Source organism: Streptomyces sp. NPDC051907, assembly GCF_040681075.1.
Classification (GTDB): domain Bacteria; phylum Actinomycetota; class Actinomycetes; order Streptomycetales; family Streptomycetaceae; genus Streptomyces.
The window spans coordinates 17,138-31,933 of the sequence record NZ_JBFAYB010000073.1 but is presented as its reverse complement, the minus strand read 5'-3'; the positions used below and the strand labels follow the sequence as shown (position 1 = coordinate 31,933).

At 70.2% G+C, this 14,796-nt stretch carries 12 protein-coding genes; 5 read left to right on the top strand and 7 right to left on the bottom strand.

Translation table 11 applies throughout. The features are described from left to right. Positions 1-3 precede the first annotated feature (3 nt). The 3 genes from AB0M39_RS29950 to AB0M39_RS29940 form a co-directional block, all read right to left on the bottom strand. Positions 4-933 carry a branched-chain amino acid ABC transporter permease gene (locus AB0M39_RS29950; RefSeq protein ID WP_365369089.1) on the bottom strand — a complete coding sequence of 310 codons (930 nt, stop codon included), beginning with the start codon at positions 931-933 and terminating at the stop codon, positions 4-6. Between the two features lie 110 nt (positions 934-1,043). Further along, the gene (locus AB0M39_RS29945; RefSeq protein ID WP_365369088.1) at positions 1,044-2,270 is read right to left on the bottom strand and encodes a branched-chain amino acid ABC transporter substrate-binding protein; all 1,227 of its coding nucleotides are present in this window, start codon (positions 2,268-2,270) and stop codon (positions 1,044-1,046) included. A 433-nt stretch (positions 2,271-2,703) separates the two neighbouring features. Continuing rightward, the gene (locus tag AB0M39_RS29940; protein ID WP_365369087.1) at positions 2,704-3,090 is read right to left on the bottom strand and encodes a hypothetical protein; all 387 of its coding nucleotides are present in this window, start codon (positions 3,088-3,090) and stop codon (positions 2,704-2,706) included. Positions 3,091-3,252: 162 nt separating this feature from the next. Here AB0M39_RS29940 and AB0M39_RS29935 point away from each other — a divergent pair, with 162 nt between their 5' ends. From AB0M39_RS29935 to AB0M39_RS29920, 4 genes are read left to right on the top strand one after another with little or no spacing between them, the layout of a single operon-like run. Further along, on the top strand, positions 3,253-3,453 hold the full coding sequence (locus AB0M39_RS29935; RefSeq protein ID WP_365369086.1) for a hypothetical protein: 201 nt from the start codon (positions 3,253-3,255) through the stop codon (positions 3,451-3,453). A gap of 2 nt (positions 3,454-3,455) precedes the next feature. Beyond that, positions 3,456-4,004 carry a MauE/DoxX family redox-associated membrane protein gene (locus AB0M39_RS29930; protein WP_365369085.1) on the top strand — a complete coding sequence of 183 codons (549 nt, stop codon included), beginning with the start codon at positions 3,456-3,458 and terminating at the stop codon, positions 4,002-4,004. A gap of 30 nt (positions 4,005-4,034) precedes the next feature. After that, positions 4,035-4,625: a hypothetical protein gene (locus AB0M39_RS29925; RefSeq protein ID WP_365369084.1), complete on the top strand. Its 591-nt coding sequence runs from the start codon at positions 4,035-4,037 to the stop codon at positions 4,623-4,625. Next, on the top strand, positions 4,622-6,547 hold the full coding sequence (locus AB0M39_RS29920) for an ABC transporter ATP-binding protein (RefSeq protein ID WP_365369083.1): 1,926 nt from the start codon (positions 4,622-4,624) through the stop codon (positions 6,545-6,547). Before AB0M39_RS29925 ends, AB0M39_RS29920 begins: the two co-directional genes overlap by 4 nt. On the opposite strand, the gene AB0M39_RS29915 is transcribed toward AB0M39_RS29920, so the two are convergent. The 4 genes from AB0M39_RS29915 to AB0M39_RS29900 form a co-directional block, all read right to left on the bottom strand. Then, positions 6,528-8,378 (bottom strand): BTAD domain-containing putative transcriptional regulator, encoded by a 1,851-nt coding sequence (locus AB0M39_RS29915; protein WP_365369082.1) that lies wholly within the window; start codon positions 8,376-8,378, stop codon positions 6,528-6,530. The two genes, AB0M39_RS29920 and AB0M39_RS29915, sit on opposite strands and share 20 nt — an antisense overlap. Before the next feature lie 59 nt (positions 8,379-8,437). After that, the gene (locus AB0M39_RS29910) at positions 8,438-8,884 is read right to left on the bottom strand and encodes a S26 family signal peptidase (RefSeq protein ID WP_365369081.1); all 447 of its coding nucleotides are present in this window, start codon (positions 8,882-8,884) and stop codon (positions 8,438-8,440) included. Positions 8,885-9,100: 216 nt separating this feature from the next. Beyond that, positions 9,101-9,574: a hotdog fold thioesterase gene (locus AB0M39_RS29905; protein ID WP_365369080.1), complete on the bottom strand. Its 474-nt coding sequence runs from the start codon at positions 9,572-9,574 to the stop codon at positions 9,101-9,103. Positions 9,575-9,624: 50 nt separating this feature from the next. Then, a complete protein-coding gene (locus tag AB0M39_RS29900; protein WP_365369079.1) occupies positions 9,625-11,904 on the bottom strand; it encodes an FdhF/YdeP family oxidoreductase in 2,280 nt (759 codons plus the stop codon). Positions 11,905-11,991: 87 nt separating this feature from the next. On the opposite strand from AB0M39_RS29900, the gene polA reads away from it, so the two are divergent. Next, on the top strand, positions 11,992-14,703 hold the full coding sequence (polA, locus tag AB0M39_RS29895) for a DNA polymerase I (protein WP_365369078.1): 2,712 nt from the start codon (positions 11,992-11,994) through the stop codon (positions 14,701-14,703). Positions 14,704-14,796 lie beyond the last annotated feature (93 nt).

Here is a 14,796-nt window from a genome sequence, read left to right as displayed (position 1 = left end):
CGATCACGCCCTGTCCGCGACGCGTTCGCCGAGTAGACCTTGTGGTCGGAACAGCAGAACGAGGATGAGAAGGACGAAGGCCCAGACGGGGGCCCAGGATCCGCCGCCGAGCTGCTCCATGCCGGGGATCTCGGAGATGTAGGCGCTGGCGAGGACTTCGGAGAGGCCGAGGACCACTCCGCCGAGCATCGCGCCGTAGATGTTCCCGATGCCGCCGAGGACGGCCGCGGTGAACGCCTTCAGGCCGGTGATGAAGCCCATGTCGAACTTGACCGTGCCGTACTTCAGACCCCAGGCGACACCGGCGACCGCGGCGAAGAAGCCGCCGATCGCGAACGCGATCACGATGATCCGGTTGGTGTCGATGCCCATGAGCTGAGCGGTGTCCGGGTCCTGCGCGGTGGCCTGCATGGCGCGGCCGGTGCGCGAGGTGCGGATGAAGAAGGCCAGCATGGCCATGCAGAGCGGCGCGGCGATCAGCAGGAAGACGTCACCGGTCTGGATCTTGATCGAGCCGATGTCGAAGGGGCCGCCCGGTATCTGCGGGAACACCCGGTCGTTCTTCGCCTCGGGGTAGAGGTTGAAGATGACCTGCTGCAGCGCGAGCGAGAGTCCGATCGCGGTGATCAGTGGCGCCAGCCGTGGCGCCCCTCGTAGTGGCCGGTATGCGAAACGTTCCGCTCCCACGGCGATGAGTACGGCGACGATGGCGCCGCCGAGCAGCATCAGTGGGAGGAGTACCCACATGGAAGTGCCGCTGGGCATAAGGAGGAAGACCGTGAGTCCGCCGAAGGCGCCGGTCATGAAGATCTCGCCATGGGCGAAGTTGATGAGCTGGACGATGCCGTACACCATCGTGTAGCCGATGGCGATCAGCCCGTACATCGAGCCGAGAATCAGCCCGTTGGCCAGCTGTTGCGGCAGGGTGTTCACCGCATGGCCTCCATGTGGTGGGGAGAGTGAGCAAGGGGGTAGAAGTCGGGCCGCGCGGTGACGTGTGGTCGTGGCCGCGCGGCCCTAGGTTGTGCGTGCGCTGGGGTGGATCAGCCGGCGTTGTAGGTGCCGCTCTTCACCGCGGCCCACTTGCCGTCCTTGACCTGGTAGACGGTCAGCTGCTTGTTGTTCGTGTCGCCGAAGTCGTCGAAGGAGACGGGACCGGCGATGCCCTCGAAGTTCGTCTTCTGGACTTCCTCGACGATCTTGGCGCGGGCGTCGGACGGGACCTTGCCGTCCTTCACGATGTTGCCGACGGCCTTGATGATGGCGTTGGCGGCGTCGTAGGAGTAGCCACCGTAGGCGGCGTAGTCACCCGGGTACTTCTTCGCCTTGTACTTGGCGACGAAGTCCTTGGCGGCCGGCAGGGTGTCGACCGGGACGCCGACGGAGGTGACGAGGTCGCCGTCCGAGGCCGCACCGGCGGTCTTGATGTAGGTGTCGGTGAACATTCCGTCGCCGCCGAACAGCGGGATCTTGACGCCCGCTTCCTTCAGCTGCTTGGTCAGGATCTGCGACTCGTCGTACTGACCGCCGTAGTAAAGCAGATCGGCGCCGGAGTCCTTGATCTTCGTCACCAGGGTGCCGAAGTCCTTGTCGCCGGTGTTGACGTGGTCCTCGCCCGCGACGGCGCCGCCGGCCTTGGTGAAGTTCTGCTTGAAGAGACGGGCCAGACCGGCGCCGTAGGTCTGCTTGTCGTCGACAAGGTAGACCTTCTTCTTCTTGAGGGTCTTGGCCGCGTACTCAGCCGCGAAGCCGCCCTGGAGGGCGTCCGTGGTGGCGGTGCGGAAGTACGTCTTGTAGGCGCGCTTCTTGTCGCCGGTGGCCCAGTCCTTGCCCTGCGTCAGCTCGGGAGCGGTGTTCGCGGGGGAGATCTGCACCATGTTGGCGGTGGCGAAGACCTGCTGCATGGAGACGGCGACGCCCGAGTTCAGCGGGCCGATGGCGCCGAGGACGTCCTTGTCGGCGACCAGCTTGCTGGCGTTCTGCTGGCCGGAGGCCGGCAGCGCCTTGTCGTCGAAGGCCTTGACCTTGAAGGTGACGCCCGGGACGAGCTTCTTCTCGTTGGCGTCGTCGACGGCGATCTGCACGCCGTACTGGATGCCGAGTCCGATGGCGGAGTTGGCACCGGTGAGGGGCGCGTCAACGCCGATGACGACGGTGGTGTTGCCGCCTTCGCTGCTCTTCTTGTCGTCGTCGCGCGAACCGCAGGCGGTGAGCGTGAGCGCCCCCGTGGTCAGAACGGAGGTGAGTATGAGCAAGGAACGGTGTCGCACGATGAATCCTCTCCCTGGCGCGGCTTCCTCTGGTGAGGGCGCCGTGTGTCTCGCCGGGCCGTACTGGGTTGGTACAGGTCCGTGCAGCAGAAGCGCCCGGCGGCGCGGTGACTGGCCGTGACTCTAAGCGCAGGTGAGCGGGTGCGGGATGGGGGAAGGTCAGGATGTGACTGTCTTGTTATGCCGGGGGAGAGAATCGAGGGGCGCAGTGCGGACAGATTGGGCCTAAATTCCCGCCACCGAAGTGACCGCATAGTGAGAACGCGCAGTTCCGGTAAGGGGCTTGAAGCGATCTTGGTGCTGGGCTCGATCTTGACGAAAAGTCGGCTATTGCCTGGCCTCACATCTCGCGGCGAGGGAAAGGGAGGGCTGTTCCCTTTTCGTTTCACTATCCCTCGACCATTACGGAGAGTAATGATCGCCCAAGATCATTTCAGTGTTCTCCGCCGCCTTCCGCGCCCCTCTCGGCGGTGCATCGAGCCCGCGTCTGGCGCTCTATCAGTTCCATTGCCGCCGCGCTTCCTTGCTGTTTCTGCTCCACCCGCGCGGCGGCAACTACGTCCTCGTGGATGGCGTGTTGGTCGATCGACATTCCCTTCTGCTCCCAGTCGAGACCAGCCCCTGGCCCGCCTCTGATCAGCGTCTTGGCCCAGAACGCCACGAGTTCCGTGCAGACGCGCACCGGTTCGTCGGCCGGTGACCCGGATATGGAGGCGGTGTGTCCGGAAGGCGGACGTGAGGTGGAGCAGCCGACGGCGAGGGCTGCGGCGAGGAGCGCGGATGCGGCGAGGCGGAGGGAGGAGCGCGGCGGAGTCCTCATGGGGGAACGCTAGTTCGTCACGATCGGTTACTCAATGACGGATGTAGATCTCTTGTATGCCCGGATCTATGGGGCGTGGGTAGCGTGCGGCCTGCTCGGCGGCTCCCACCCGCTCCGGCGGCGCGGGCCGCTCCCTCGGTTCAGTAGAAACGGGAGTGAAACATGATCGGTTCCATAGGAAAGCTCGGAGACCGCGTGCTCGAGCGGTTGGTGCCCAAGGCAACCGCCCAGGCGGACACCAGCTGGACGGAGCGCTGCTACTGCATCAGCGAGCGTCGTGCCCGTTTCCGCACCTGCCACGTGGTGGGCGGCACGAGCGGCTGTACCCCCTGCAACATCGAGCGCATCGTCAACTGCTTCTGAGCATGATCTATCTCTTGTTCGCCTGCCGGGTTCTCCTGGTCGGCGTCTTCCTGGTCGCGGTTGCCGGGAAGCTGCGGGGGCGGGCGGCGTTCGACGAGTTCGCCGCGTCGATCCGAGCCATGCGGCTGCTGCCGCGCAGGCTCGCCGCCCCCGCGGCGGCCGCCGTCGCCGCGACGGAGGCCGCCGTGGTCGTCCTGCTCGCCTGGCCGGCGGCCGTCCCCGCCGGATTCGCGCTGGCGGCCGCTCTCCTGATCGTCTTCACGGCGGGAATCGCGCTCGCGCTGCGCCGCGGCCGCCGCGAGCCCTGCCGGTGCTTCGGCGCCTCGGCCGCTCCGCTGGGCCCGGTCCACGTCGTACGCAACCTGTTCCTGGCGCTCGCCGCCGCCGCCGGGCTCGTGCTCTCGCTCGCCGAGGGGGCCCACTGGCCGCCGAACGCCGGCGCGGGCGCGCTCGCGCTGACCGCCGGCGTGATCGGCGTGCTGCTCGTGGTGCGCCTCGACGACCTGACGGCCCTCTTCACCACCTCGCCCGCCATGAGCCATGAGTCATGAGCCATGAGCACGCATGAGTAAGGGATTGCGATGACGATTCTGATTGCGGCCGTTGTCCTCGTGGGCGCGCTGTGCCTGTTCGACCTGCTGCTCACGTTCGCGGTGCTGCGCCGGCTGCGCGAGCACTCCGAGAAGCTCGCGGCCGTCGGCGGGGCGGCCGGGCACGGCCTGCCCGGGGCGCCCGGCCAGCGGCCGTTCGTTCCGTACGACCCGAGCGTGCTGGTCGGCACGACCCTGCCGCAGGCGCTGACGGAGGCGGGCGAAGGCGGCGCCCGGGTGGTGGCCTTCTTCGACGCCCAGTGCGAGACCTGCCACGACCACGCGCCGGAGTTCGCCGCGCGGGTGCGGGGACGGAACGCCGTCGCGGTGATCTCCGGCCGAGGGAGCGACGTCGACGCGCTTGTGCGCCATGTGGAGGGCGTGGCGTTCGTCCTGCGCGGCGAGCAGGCGCGCGAGCTGGTGGAGGCCGTGGCGATCGAGGCCTTCCCGACCTTCGTCGAGGCGGACGGCGAGGGCGCGGTCGTCCGCGCCGTGACCGACCCGCAGGAGCTGCCGGCCCCGGGCGCGGCCCCGGCCTCCGCCGCGCTCGCCGCCCTGGCCGAGCCCGCCCCGACCGCGTGACCGCAGAGCGACCGGCTCCGGTGGACGGGCCGGGCGACCAGGGCGACCAGGAGGAGCCGCGGCCGAACGGGGGGCGGCCGCGGCCACGGCTCCGCCACGTCGGCACGGCATGGCTGCTGTGCTGGCGGGCGGGGCCGCTCCTGGCGGCCGGCTATCTGGCGATCACGGTCGTCTCGGGGCTGCTGCCGACGGCGACCGCCTGGTTCACCAAGTTCATCGTCGACGGCCTGGCCGCCGGGCGGTCGGACGGGGTGCTGCGCTGGGCGCTCTGCCTCGCCGGCGTGGGGCTGGCGGCCGGCGTGCTGCCGCATCTGGCCAACTACTTCCAGAGCGAGCTCGCCCGCCGCCTCGACCGGCTGATGCAGGACCGGCTCTACACGACGATCAACGGCTTCCAGGGCCTCTCGCGCTTCGAGAACCCGGAGTTCCGCAACGACCTGAGCATGGCCATGCAGGCGTCGGGCGGCGCGATGGGCCCGGTCACCACCGGGCTGTTCGACACCGCGCGCAACGTCATCACCCTGGTGAGCCTGCTGGGCACCCTCTCCCTGCTCAGCCCCGCCATGGCCGCGCTGGTGACCGTCGCCGCGCTGCCCGCGCTGCTGGCCCGGCTGGCGCTGTCGCGGCGCCGGGTGACGATGATGGCCGGCGTCTCCCCGGCGACCCGGCGGCAGATCTTCTACTCGCTGCTGATCACCGATGTGCGCTCGGCGAAGGAGACCCGGCTGTTCGGCCTCGGGGACTTCCTGCGGGGCCGCATGCTCGGCGAGCTCGCCACCCAGCAGGCGGGGGAGCGGCGCCTCGACGGCCAGGAGACGCGTACCCAGTCGCTGCTGGCGCTGCTCTCCACTCTCGTCGCGGGCGCGGGGCTCGTCTGGGCGGTGCGGGCGGCGACCTCCGGGGAGCTGAGCGCCGGCGATGTGACGGCCTTCGTCGCCGCGGTGGCCGGCACGCAGGGCGCGCTGACGAGCCTGGTGGACAACGTGGCCCTCGCGCACCAGGCGCTGCTCGTCTTCGGCTACCACGACAAGGTGGTGACGCTCCCCGACGACCTTCCCCCGCGCGCCGGGAGGGCCGAGAAGTCCGAGCTGCCCGCGCTGCGTGGCGCCATAGAGCTTCGGAACGTCTGGTTCCGCTACGACGACAGTCATCCCTGGGTGCTCCGCGGCCTCGACCTCACCATCGACCACGGCGCCGCGCTGGCGCTGGTCGGCCTCAACGGAGCGGGCAAGAGCACGCTCATCAAGCTGCTGTGCCGGTTCTACGACCCCACCCGCGGGGCGATCCTCTGGGACGGCGTCGACATCCGCGACGTGCCGCCCGCCGAGCTGCGCCGCCGGATGGGCGTGCTGTTCCAGGACTACATGTGCTACGACCTGACGGCCGCGGAGAACATCGGGGTCGGCGAGATCGACGCGCTCTGCGACCGGAGCCGGCTGCGCCGGGCCGCGCGGGCCGCGGACGTCGACACCGTGGTCGAGGGGCTGCCCCGCGGCTACGACACCCTGCTCAGCCGGATCTTCACCGACCTGACCGACGAGGACGACCCGCAGGCGGGCGTCGTGCTCTCGGGCGGCCAGTGGCAGCGGCTCGCGCTGGCCCGGACGCTGCTGCGCGACGGACGCGACCTGCTGATCCTCGACGAGCCGAGCGCGGGCCTGGACGCCCAGGCCGAGCACGAGATCCACCGCAGGCTGCGCGAGCACCGCGCCGGCCGCACCAGCCTGCTGGTCTCGCACCGGCTCGGCGCGGTCCGCGAGGCCGATGCGATCGTGGTGCTCGACGGCGGCCGGATCGTCGAGCGGGGCACGCACGAGTCGCTGATGGCCGACGGCGGGCAGTACGCGCGGCTGTTCGCCATCCAGGCCGAGGGCTACCGCGACGAGCCCGACGCCCAGCCGGTCAGCTCCCCGGCCGGGTGAGGACCATCCCGGCCGGGATGCCGCACGGCGGCGGCCCCTCCGCCGCCGCCAGCTCGGCGGCGTAGAGGCGTACCAGAGAGCGCATGCGGTACGTGCCCTGGGCGGCCGGCTCCAAGAGGCCGACGGCCACCAGCTCGTCCAGGGCGCGCTCGGCCGACGAAGGACCGCAGCCCGTCAGCTCCGCGGCCCGGGCCGCCGTGAACGGCGACTCCACCGCGCTCAGCCGGCGGAAGATCCGCGCGACGTGCCGCGCCCCCTCCTCGCCGCGCAGCAGATCGTGATAGCTGACCTCGAGACAGCAGCGCAGCGACAGCTCGGCGATCTGCAGCTCGTCCAGCCGCCGTGCGGGATCGCGCAGCCGCTGCGCGAAGCCGCTGAGCGACCAGTCCGGCCGTCCGGCGAACCGGGCCCCCACGATGCTCAGCGCCAGCGGATTGCCCTCGCACCAGCGGACGATCTCCGCCGCCCCCGCCGGGTCGGCGACCACCCTGCGCTGACCGGTCGACTGGGCCAGCATGCGCAGGGAGTCGGCGTCGTTCAGCGGCCGCGCCGCGATCCGCACCGCGTCCAGCGTGGGCAGAATGCTCCGGCTGGTGATCAGCACGGCGCACTCGCTGCTCGCCGGGAGCAGCGGCATCACCTGCCCGGCGTGCGAGGCGTTGTCGGCGACGATCAGGATGCGCCGCCCCGCCAGCATCGACTGATAGCCCGCGGCGGCCTCGGCGAGCGTGCCGGGCACGCTGTCGCGCGGCATGCCCAGCGCGCGCAGGAAGCGGCCGAGCACGTCCACCGGGCGGGGCGGCTCCAGCCGGGGGCGGGAGCCCTGGAGGTCCACGTAGAGCTGGCCGTCGGGGTAGCGGTCGGCCACGGAATGTGCGGTGCGGAGAGCCAAAGCGGACTTTCCCAGTCCGCTGGAGCCGTGGAAAACGACCACCGGAGCGCCTTCCGTATGACGCCCGGTCGAGCGCAACGCGGAGTGTGCACTTGTAATCTCGAGGTCCCGGCCGACGAATACCGTCGACTCCCTCGGGAGCTGTCGGGGCGGATCGCTGAAAGTGCGTGAACGGGCGGCGCCGACCTCTCCCACATGGCCGGACGGCATCAGATGGGGGGCTCTGCGCAGTATCGCCGCGTGCGTCTGGGAGAGCTCGGGTCCCGGGTCCAGGCCGAGCTCGTCGCGCAGGGCCGTGCGGGCGTCGGTGAAAGCGGCGAGCGCGGCCGCCGTGTCGCCGCTTCGGTACAGGGAGATCATCAGCTGGCTGTGAATGCGCTCGCGCAGCGGATATCTTCGCGCCAGCTGTCTTAAACGCTCGACCAGGACCGTCCCCATGCCGAGGGAGAGTTCGACGTCCGCGTAATTCTCCACCGTGCTCAGATACTGCTCGGTGAGGCTCGCGGTCGCGCCGCGCAGGGCCGGTCCGAGCGTGATGTCCTCCAGGGGACTTCCGCGCCACAGGGCAAGAGCCCGACTGAACGCGTCGGCCGCCTCGGTGAATTCCTGACGGGCCGCCGCCTCTCGCCCGCGGGCGGCGAGCGTCTCGAAGCGCACGAGGTCGAACTCGCCGTCGGCCAGCCGCAGCGCGTAGCCGGACCGGGAGGTCGTCAGACGGGCCCCCGCCGCGTCGTCGAGCGGACTGAGCAGCCGCCGCAACTGCATCACGTACGTACGGAGATTGGGCACCGCCGAATGCGGCGGATCGTCCCCCCACACCTCCTCGACGAGCTTGTGCACCGGGACGACGTGTCCCGTGTGCGTCAGCAGCATGGCGAGGATGGTGCGCTGCTTGCCCGCAGCCACATGGATCGCCCCGGTCCCCGTCGAAATCTCCATCGGGCCGAGCACCCGAAACTCGATTCCCATTGGTGCTGAATGCCTTCCCCCGGTTTCGTTCACAAGGCGCGACCGCCGAGTACGCGAATCGCTACGCCCAGGATCTGGTCCGCGGGAAAGAATCCGCGATGCCTGGAGTCGATACTGTCAGGATTGTCGCCGAATACCACCAGGGACTTCTGCGGCACCTGTGCGAGACCTTCGCCTCCGGGAATTCCCTCGGGCACCGGATCGCCGGGCAGTGCGGCGGCCCGCTTGATGTTCCAGGCCTCGGCGTCTACCGGATCGTAGCGTTCCGATTTCTTCGGCGGCCGGAGCACTATCACATCGCCGGAGCGAACGGCCGTGATTTTGCGGCGCTCCACGACGACTTGATCGCCGGGCGTCAGCGTCGGGCTCATGCTGGCGCCTTCGACCGTGACCACGACGAATCGTCCGCGCAGGTGGCGTACGACCAGGAAGGCCCCGATTCCCCCGATGACTAAGACGCCAAGAATCCACTTCACAGGCGCAAACACCCTCCATGATTCCCCCCGGTTCGGATGATCGTGCACAAGGGCGCCGACGCCTGTCAATGCTTTGCCTCGGACACAGGTGCGAATAGGGGAAGGGTTGTCCGGCTCATCCCGAATGAAGGGGGCGTTGTGGTGATTTTTCGACCGTGAAAGCAGAACACCCGAAATGCACAGGCATTTCGGGTGTCAGGTCGGGGCCGGGACGGCTCAGCCGGCGGGCGCGGACGACGGGGCGTCGCGCAGCAGACAGGTCAGCCGGGCCGTGCAGACCCGCTTGTCCTGCTCGTCGGTGATGACGATCTCGTACGTGGCCGTGGACCGGCCGCGGTGCACGGGCGTCGCCACGCCCGTGACCACACCCGAGCGGACGCCCCGGTGGTGCGTGCAGTTGAGGTCCACGCCCACGGCGATCTTGGTGATGCCGCCGTGCAGCATCGTGCCGATCGAGCCCAGCGTCTCGGCGAGCACCGCGGACGCGCCGCCGTGCAGCAGTCCGTACGGCTGGGTGTTGCCCTCGACGGGCATCGTGCCGACGACGCGCTCCGCCGACGCCTCGAGGATCTGCACGCCCATGCGGTTGCCCAGGTGCCCGGCGGAGAAGAGCGCGGGCAGGTCGATCCCGAGCGCGGCGTACTCGTCGAGGACCTCTTGCGGGAACTTCACGGTGGTCTGCTCGCCCATGGGGCCTGGCTCCGTTCTCGTCGTACGTCGTCAGCTGCCTGAGCGAACGCTTAGGCGGGCTGTGATTGTTCCAGACGCACGATCACCGACTTGCTCGCGGGGGTGTTGCTGGTGTCGGCGGTCGAGTCCAGCGGCACCAGCACGTTCGTCTCCGGGTAGTACGCCGCGGCGCACCCCCGGGCGGTGGGGTAGTGCACGACCCGGAACCCGGGCGCGCGCCGCTCCACGCCGTCCTTCCACTCGCTGACCAGATCGACGTACGAGCCGTCCGCCAGGCCCAGCTCCCGCGCGTCCCCGGGGTGCACCATCACGACCCGGCGGCCGCCCTTGATGCCCCGGTAGCGGTCGTCGAGCCCATAGATCGTGGTGTTGTACTGATCGTGCGAGCGCATCGTCTGCAGCAGCAGCCGGCCCGCGGGGACCCTCGGGTACTCCACGGGCGCCGCCGTGAAGTTGGCCTTCCCGGTGGCCGTGGGGAAGCGGCGCTCGTCGCGCGGCGCGTGCGGGAGCGCGAACCCGCCCGGCCGGGCGATCTTCGCGTTGAAGTCCTCGAAGCCGGGCACCACGCGCGCGATGCGGTCGCGGATCGCTCCATAGTCCTTCTCGAAGTCCTCCCAGGGCGTCGCCGAGCCCGTCCCGAGCACGGCGCGCGCCATGCGCGCCACGATGGCCGGCTCGGACAGCAGACGAGGGCCGGCCGGGGGGAGGTTGCCGCGCGAGGCGTGGACCATCCCCATGGAGTCCTCCACCGTGACGACCTGCCGGCCGCCCGCCTGCACGTCCCTGTCGGTGCGCCCGAGCGTGGGGAGGATCAACGCGCGCGTGCCGGTGACGGCGTGCGAGCGGTTCAGCTTCGTCGACACATGGACGGTCAGCCGGGCCCGGCGCATCGCCGCCTCGGTGACCTCGGTGTCCGGGGTCGCTCCCACGAAGTTGCCCCCCATGGCGAAGAAGACCTTCGCCTCCCCGTCGCGCAGCGCCTGGATGGACCGCACGACGTCGAACCCGTGATGCCGCGGCGGAGCGAAGCCGAACTCCTTCTCCAGGGCGTCCAGAAAGGCAGGCGAGGGCCGCTCGAAGATGCCCATGGTGCGGTCGCCCTGCACATTGGAGTGCCCGCGCACCGGGCAGACGCCCGCGCCGGGGCGGCCGATGTTCCCGCGCAGCAGCAGGAAGTTGACCACCTCGCGGATGGTCGGCACGGAGTGCTTGTGCTGCGTCAGGCCCATCGCCCAGCACACGATCGTCCGCTTCGACGCGAGCACCATGGCCAGCGCCCGCTCGATCTCCGCGCGCTCGAGACCGGTCGCGGCGAGCGTCTCGTCCCAGTCGGCGGCGCGGGCGGCCGCGGCGAACTCCTCGTACCCATGGGTGTGCTCGCGTACGAACGTCTCGTCCACGGCCCCCTCCGCGTCCAGGATCAGCTTGTTCAGCAGCCGGAACAGAGCCTGGTCGCCGCCGATGCGGATCTGCAGGAAGAGATCGTTGAGGGCGACGCCCTTGAGCATGCCGAGCGGGGTCTGCGGGTTCTTGAACCGCTCCAGGCCGGCCTCCGGCAGCGGATTCACCGAGATGATCCGCGCGCCCGAGGCCTTGGCCTTCTCCAGGGCGGAGAGCATCCGAGGGTGGTTCGTGCCCGGGTTCTGCCCGGCCACGATGATCAGGTCCGCCTGGTGCAGGTCCTCCAGGGAGACGCTGCCCTTGCCGATGCCGATCGTCTCCGTCAGCGCCGAGCCGGAGGACTCATGGCACATATTGGAGCAGTCCGGAAGATTGTTGGTGCCGAATTCGCGGGCGAACAGCTGCAGCAGGAACGCCGCCTCGTTGCTGGTGCGGCCCGAGGTGTAGAAGAGCGCCTCGTCGGGGGAGCCCAGCGCGGTCAGCTCCTCCGCGATGATCGCGAAGGCCCGGTCCCAGGTCACCGGCTCGTACCGGTCGGCGCCCTCGGGCAGATACACGGGCTCGGTGATCCGCCCCTGCTGCCCCAGCCAGTAGCCGCTGCGCGCGGCGAGGTCCGCCACCGAGTACGCGGCGAAGAACTCGGGCGTGACGCGGCGCAGCGTCGCCTCCTCGGCGACGGCCTTCGCGCCGTTCTCGCAGAACTCCGCCTTGTGCCGCTTGTCGCCCTCGGGCCAGGCGCAGCCCGGACAGTCGAAGCCGTCCTTCTGGTTGACCTTGAGGAGCGTCTGCGCGGTGCGGCGGACGCCCATCTGCTGCTGGGCGATCCGCAGGGTGTGTCCGACGGCGGCGATGCCCGCTGCGGCGTTCAGCGGGGGCGCGACCTGCGGCGCGTCCTGGACTGGATCGCCTGTGGGCGGCTTGGTGGCCATCGCGCTCTCCCTCGAGCCGGCGTCTGCGGTACGCCGCAGATCCTGTCACGGTCGGCATTGTCAGTGGTACGTGGCAGGATCGGGGACGTGGCTGAGACAGCGTCGAAGAAGACCCCAGACAACCGACCGCGCCTGCTCCTCATGGACGGGCACTCCCTGGCGTACCGGGCGTTCTTCGCGCTGCCCGCGGAGAATTTCACGACCGCGACCGGTCAGCCGACCAACGCCGTCTACGGCTTCGCGTCGATGCTGGCGAACACGCTGCGCGACGAGTCGCCCACGCATTTCGCGGTGGCGTTCGACGTCTCCCGCAAGACCTGGCGCTCCGAGGAGTTCACCGAGTACAAGGCGAACCGCTCCAAGACCCCGGACGAGTTCAAGGGCCAGGTCGAGCTGATCGGCGAGCTGCTCGACGCCATGCACGCGGTGCGCTTCGCCGTCGACGGCTTCGAGGCCGACGACGTGATCGCCACGCTGGCCACCCAGGCCGAGGCGGCCGGCTTCGAGGTGCTGATCGTCACCGGCGACCGCGACTCCTTCCAGCTGGTCAGCGAGCACACCACCGTGCTCTACCCCACCAAGGGCGTCTCCGAGCTGACCCGCTTCACCCCGGAGAAAGTGGCCGAGAAGTACGGCCTGACCCCGCAGCAGTACCCCGACTTCGCGGCCCTGCGCGGCGACCCGTCGGACAATCTGCCGGGCATCCCCGGCGTCGGCGAGAAGACCGCCACCAAGTGGATCAACCAGTTCGGCTCGTTCGCCGAGCTCGTGGAGCGCGCCGACGAGGTCAAGGGCAAGGTCGGCCAGGCCCTGCGCGACCACCTGGACGCCGTGAAGCTCAACCGCCACCTCACCGAGCTGGTGCGCGACGTCGAGCTGACCAAGGCCGTAGCGGACCTGGAGCGCGCTCCGTACGACCGCGCGGCGGTCAAGGGCGTGCTGGACGTCCTGGAGATCCGCAACCCGAGCCTGCGCGAGCGCCTCCTCGCCGTCGACCCCGGCGCGGCCGAGGAAGAGGCCCCGGCGCCCGCCGCCGGCGTCGAGCTGGACGGCGACGTCCTCGGCGCCGGCGAGCTCGCGCCGTGGCTGGAGCGGCACGCGGGGCAGCCGCTCGGCGTGGCCACCGTCGACAGCTGGGCGCTCGGCGCCGGCAGCGTCGCCGAGATCGCGCTCGCGGGCCCCGACGGCGCCGCGGCCTGGTTCGACACCACCCAGCTGACCGAGGAGGACGAGCGGGCCTTCGCCGCCTGGATCTCCGACGCCGACCGCCACAAGATCCTGCACAACGCGAAGAACGTGATGCGGGTCTTCCCCGAGCACGGCTGGAGCGTCGACGGCGTCGCCATGGACACCGCGCTCGCCGCCTATCTGGTCAAGCCGGGCCGCCGCTCCTTCGCCCTGGACGCGCTCGCCATCGAGTACCTCCACCGCGAGCTCGCCCCGGCCGCCGCCGACGGCCAGCTCGCCTTCGGCGCGGAGGACGAGCAGGCCGAGGCCGACGCCCTGATGGCGCAGGCCCGCGCGGTCCTCGACCTCGGAGAGGCCTTCACCGCCCGGCTGATCGAGGTCGGCGCGGCCGATCTGCTCCATGACGTGGAGCTGCCCACCTCCGCCCTGCTCGCCCGCATGGAGCGGCACGGCATCGCGGCCGACCGGCCGCATCTGGAGGCCATGGAGCAGCAGTTCGCGGGCGCGGTGCAGCAGGCCGTCAAGGAGGCGCACGCCGCCGTCGGCCACGAGTTCAACCTCGGCTCGCCCAAGCAGCTCCAGGAAGTCCTCTTCGGCGAGCTGAACCTCCCCAAGACCAAGAAGACCAAGACCGGTTACACCACGGACGCGGACGCGTTGGCCTGGCTCGCCGCCCAGACCGAGCACGAGCTGCCGGTCATCATGCTGCGCCACCGCGAGCAGGCGAAGCTGCGGGTCACCGTCGAGGGCCTGGTCAAGACGATCGCCCCGGACGAGCGCGTCCACACCAGCTTCAGCCAGATCGTGGCGGCGACCGGCCGTCTCTCCTCGACGGACCCCAACCTGCAGAATGTGCCGGTCCGCACCGACGAGGGCCGGGCGATCCGCCGCGGCTTCGTCGTCGGCGAGGGCTTCGAGTCGCTGATGACCGCCGACTACAGCCAGATCGAGCTGCGGGTGATGGCCCATCTGTCGGAGGACGAGGGCCTGCTGGAGGCGTTCGCCTCCGGCGAGGACCTGCACACCACCGTCGCCTCCCAGGTGTTCTCCGTCGACAAGTCCGCCGTCGACGCCGAGATGCGCCGCAAGATCAAGGCGATGTCGTACGGCCTGGCGTACGGGCTCTCGGCGTTCGGCCTCTCCCAGCAGCTGAACATCGAGCCCGCCGAGGCGCGGGGCCTGATGGACACCTACTTCGAGCGGTTCGGCGGGGTGCGCGACTATCTGCAGCGCGTCGTCGTGGAGGCCCGCGCGACGGGCTACACCGAGACGATGCTCGGCCGGCGCCGCTATCTGCCCGACCTCAACAGCGACAACCGCCAGCGCCGCGAGGCCGCCGAGCGGATGGCGCTCAACGCCCCGATCCAGGGCACCGCGGCGGACATCGTCAAGGTCGCCATGGTGAACGTCGACCGGGCGCTGCGGGAGGCCGGGCTCTCCTCGCGGCTGCTCCTCCAGGTCCACGACGAAATCGTGGTGGAGGTGTCGCCGGGCGAGCGCAAGAAGCTGGAGGAGCTGGTACGTCGAGAGATGGCCTCGGCGGTGTCGCTGCGGGCGCCGCTGGACGTCTCGGTGGGCGTGGGCCCGGACTGGGAGTCCGCGGCCCACTGACCCGCTCGCGACCGAGTCCCCGCGCCGAGCGAACGGCGCGGGGACTCGGCACGTAGAGGAACAGATAGGGAGCAGTGGCCTAGGGCGGCGGCC